Origin of the sequence: Actinoallomurus acaciae (genome assembly GCF_042429965.1) — a bacterium.
In the GTDB taxonomy this organism is placed as follows: Bacteria; Actinomycetota; Actinomycetes; order Streptosporangiales; family Streptosporangiaceae; genus Actinoallomurus; species Actinoallomurus acaciae.
In genome coordinates, this window is the sequence record NZ_JBHLZP010000680.1 from 1 (window position 1) to 3,720 (window position 3,720).

Consider the following 3,720-nt stretch of genomic DNA (forward strand, 5'->3'; position numbering starts at 1 on the left):
CCCGCCGCCGCGGGCAGCGGCGGCATGGCCCGCCCGCGCGGCCGCCACGGAGGCGTCGCCGGCCATGCCGCGTCATCGGACGGCTCGTCGTGCCACGCCTGCTCGTAGTCGGACCCGTCGTCGCCGGCGATGAAGTCGAGCGGGATCAGTACGACGGAGCGCGCACCGCCGTACGGCGACGCCGTCAGCCTTACCTCGATGCCGTGCCGCTCGGCCAGCCGGCCCACGATGAACAGGCCGAGCCGGTCGCTGTCGGCCAGGTCGAACTCCGGGGGGTAGGCCAGCCGGTGGTTGGCGTCGGCGAGTTCGGCCTCGTTCATCCCGATGCCGCGGTCCTCGATCTCGACCGCATAGCCCCTGACCGCCAGCTCCCCCCGTACGTGCACCTGGGTGGGCGGCGGTGAGAAGACGGTCGCGTTCTCGATGAGCTCGGCGAGCAGGTGGGTGATGTCGGCGACGACGCTTCCGTCCAGGGCCGCGGGCGCGGCGGCCTCGACGACGACCCGGGTGTAGTCCTCGACCTCGGCGATCGCGGCGCGCAGGATGTCGCGCACCGCGACCGGGTTGTGCCACCCGCGGGCGGGCGCGGCCCCGGAGAGGATCACCAGTCCCTCCGCGTGGCGACGCATGCGGGTGGTGAGGTGGTCGAGCGCGAACAGCCCCTCCAGCGCGTCCGGGTCGGAGGCCTGGCGCTCCATCGTGTCGAGCATGGTGAGCTGCCGGTGCAGGAGCGACTGGCTGCGCCACGCGAGGTTGAGGAAGACCTGGTTGATGCCCTGGCGCAGCCGCGCCTCGACGATGGCGGCCTGTACGGCGGTGCGTTGCAGCGTGGTCAGGGCCTCGGCGACCATGACCACCTCCCGGCTCCGGCCGGCCCGTACCGGTGGCACCTCCGCCTCGACGTCGACCTTCTCGCCGGCCCGGAGCCGCCTGATGACCCGGGGGAGCCGCTCCTCCGCCAGGTCGAGCGCGGCGCGCTGCAGCCCGGTGAGCTCGCGGGCGAGGCTCCGGCCGAACAGCACCGAGACCACGATCGAGCAGACGACGGCCAGCAGGCCGAAGCCGGCGGCCGCGAACAGCATGAACATGATCCGGTCGCCGATGGGCTTGGTCTCGTCGGTGAGGATGGCGCCGGTGCGGTCGGCGGTCTGCGTCCAGGTCGCCGTCAGCGGCGTGACCGTGGCGCGCCAGTCCCTCTCCCGGGGCGCCAGCGACGCCCTGGCCCCGTCGGCGACGATGGCGTCCTCCAGGCTGCGGAGGGTGCCGAGCTCCGCGGAGCCGGCGAGCTCCTGGAGCGGTCCGCGCAGGCTCGGCCCCACCTCGGCCATCGCGCTGTCGAACAGGTAGCGCCCGTTCGCGGCGTTGCGGGTGAACATCGCGTACTCCGCGCCGGTGAAGCGCTTGGCGCGCGTGGCCAACGCCGCCGTCACCAGCGCGTTCTCGCGCATCATGAAATCGCCCGCGGTGCTCACCGAGATGAGCGCGGTGCCCTGCCGGTAGATGTCCGGGTCGTTGATCAGCACCATGCCGCCGAACAGGTGCAGGACCGCGTCGACGACCGCGTCGTAGTCGTTGATCACGCCCACGGCGTCCACGCTGCCCGCGTCCACCTTGGCCCGCACGCCCGCCAGCCCGTCGAGCTGGGTGAGCAGCCCGCCCAGGCGCTGCCGCGTCGTCCCGTTCATCGCCCGGCGAGCGTCCCCGGACAGGGCCGACCGGCGGAACGCCGCCTGCGCGGCGTCCGTGCTCGCCCGTGCGGTGGTGACCCCGCCACGCTCACCGCCACCGGTCGTACTCACTAAGACGGCGGCACTGAGACGCTCCTGCTCCAGGGCGGTGGCGAGCGCGGTCCCCGGCACGGCGACCTTCTCGTACGTCGTCGACGCCTCGTACTTTCCGAGTGCGTCTCGGGTGGTGAGATAGGCGGCGAATGCCCACAGCACCGCGAGGGACAGCAGCGGGACCAGGAGCAGTGCCAACAACCTCAGCCGCAGCGACCTTGCGGAATGCTTGGAGGAAGCCATGACAGCCTTATCGGTTTTGCGCGTGTGCACCAAGGCACCGCCCATGGAGCAATTCCCCGAGAAGGTAAATGGCACCACATTAGTTACCCTTGTGGCAACTCGCCCAAATCGGACTTCCGTTCGGTCGCGCGGGCCGCGGGCATTCGCCCCCCGTCACCAGTCCTCGGTCTGCTCGACGGCGACCTCCACCAGGCCGTCGGGCGTCTCCTCGAAACGCCGCATCGTGCTCAGCGGCGGGGAGTAGACGTGCACGCTGACCGCGGGCGCGTCCGAGGCGTTGCGGACGTCGTGGACGTAGTCGCGGCCGAAGGCCCACGAACCGCCGGCGTCGACGGTGCGCGTCTCACCGGGCTCGCGCTCCTCGAGGCTGCCCAGCACGACGGTGAAGGCGCCCTCGGAGTCGCCGTGGTCGTGGAACCCGGTCGACTGTCCCGGGAGCCAGCTGATCAGCCAGACCTCGTGGTCGTCGTCGTGGTGCAGGCGCTCGTACCAGCGGCCGTCGGCGCTGAGACGTACGCGGTGCAGCCACTCCTCGGATCGGTCGGCGAGCGACCGGGCGATGTCGGCGAGCCGGGGCGTGGTCGAGCTGATGGTGGCGGTGGTCATTGTCGTGCTCCTGGATCGAACGTCGGTCAACCGTGAGGACATGCGGGCTCAGGTCACCGACAGAGCGCGCTGGCCTGTCGTCGAAGGTCGACGTGCAGGCGCGCGTGAAGAGGAGCGCAGAAATGCATTCCCCCAGCCTGAGGCATATTGCCTACTAAGTCAACTGGAAAGATCGGGAGTCCGTGGAGGGCCGCCGTCCGCCGACTCCCTGCGCCCGCTCATCGATGCCGAGTCCGGCGGCCCCTATGGCAGGCGCCCGTGTCGTGGTTATGTTCCTCGCATGGGGGAGAGCCTGATCGCCGGGCAGTACTTACTCATCGAGCAGATCGGCAGAGGCGGGTTCGCGGTGGTCTGGCGGGCCCGCGACGACCGGCTGCGGCGCGACGTCGCCGCCAAGCAGCTGTTCCTCCCACCGCACTTCACGGAGGAGCAGCGCCGCGAACACCGGGAGCGGACCTTCCGCGAGGCCCGGTCGGCGGCGCGGCTCACCCACCCGGGCGTGGTGACCGTGCACGACGTCGTCGAGCACGACGGCGTGCCGTGGATCATCATGGAGTTCGTCCCGGGCCGTACCCTCAGCCAGATCATCCGCATGGAGGGCCCGATGGCGCCGGAGCGGGCCGCGCGCATCGGCCTGCGGGTGCTCGACGCCCTGCGCGCCGCGCACGCCCGCGGCGTCCTCCACCGCGACGTGAAACCCAGCAACGTCATCGCCGAGGACGGCCGGGTCGTGCTCGGCGACTTCGGGATCGCCAGTACGGAGGGCGGCGATGACGACGAGATAACCGGCACCGGCATCGTCATGGGCGCCCCGTCCTACACCGCGCCCGAACGCGCGCGGGGCGTGCTCGCCGTCGCCGCCTCCGACCGGTGGTCGCTGGGCGCGACCCTCTTCTACGCCGTCGAGGGACGGCGTGCCTTCAGCGGCCCGAACGCCAACGCGACCTTCCACGCCATCCTCACCGGCGAGCCCGCGCCGGCCCGCCACGCCGAGCCGCGCCGCCCGGTCGTCGACGGGCTGATGCGCAAGGACCCCGGCGACCGGATGACCGCCGAGGAGGCCGCGGAACTGCTCGCCGACGCCGCCCGC

The 3,720-nt window shown here is 71.8% G+C and carries 4 protein-coding genes; 1 reads left to right on the top strand and 3 read right to left on the bottom strand.

Features of this window, described 5'->3' with window-relative positions; genetic code table 11:
* The 3 genes from ACFFNX_RS44840 to ACFFNX_RS44850 form a co-directional block, all read right to left on the bottom strand.
* Nucleotides 1-2,024 (bottom strand): sensor histidine kinase (locus tag ACFFNX_RS44840; protein ID WP_378212371.1); only part of this gene is annotated, 2,024 nt, incomplete at its 3' end.
* 153 nt (nt 2,025-2,177) lie between these two features.
* The gene (locus ACFFNX_RS44845; RefSeq protein ID WP_378212372.1) at nt 2,178-2,630 is read right to left on the bottom strand and encodes a cysteine dioxygenase; all 453 of its coding nucleotides are present in this window, start codon (nt 2,628-2,630) and stop codon (nt 2,178-2,180) included.
* A gap of 53 nt (nt 2,631-2,683) precedes the next feature.
* Nucleotides 2,684-2,776 carry a putative leader peptide gene (locus ACFFNX_RS44850; protein ID WP_378212375.1) on the bottom strand — a complete coding sequence of 31 codons (93 nt, stop codon included), beginning with the start codon at nt 2,774-2,776 and terminating at the stop codon, nt 2,684-2,686.
* 134 nt (nt 2,777-2,910) lie between these two features.
* Between ACFFNX_RS44850 and ACFFNX_RS44855 the strand changes: the two genes are divergently transcribed.
* A partial coding sequence (locus tag ACFFNX_RS44855; RefSeq protein ID WP_378212376.1) for a serine/threonine-protein kinase occupies nt 2,911-3,720 on the top strand: 810 nt, incomplete at its 3' end.

Coding starts and splice junctions, on each gene's coding strand:
- ACFFNX_RS44845 (WP_378212372.1), bottom strand. CDS start 2,630: ATGACCACCGCCACCATCAGCTCGACCACGCCCCGGCTCGCCGACATC.
- ACFFNX_RS44850 (WP_378212375.1), bottom strand. CDS start 2,776: ATGCCTCAGGCTGGGGGAATGCATTTCTGCGCTCCTCTTCACGCGCGC.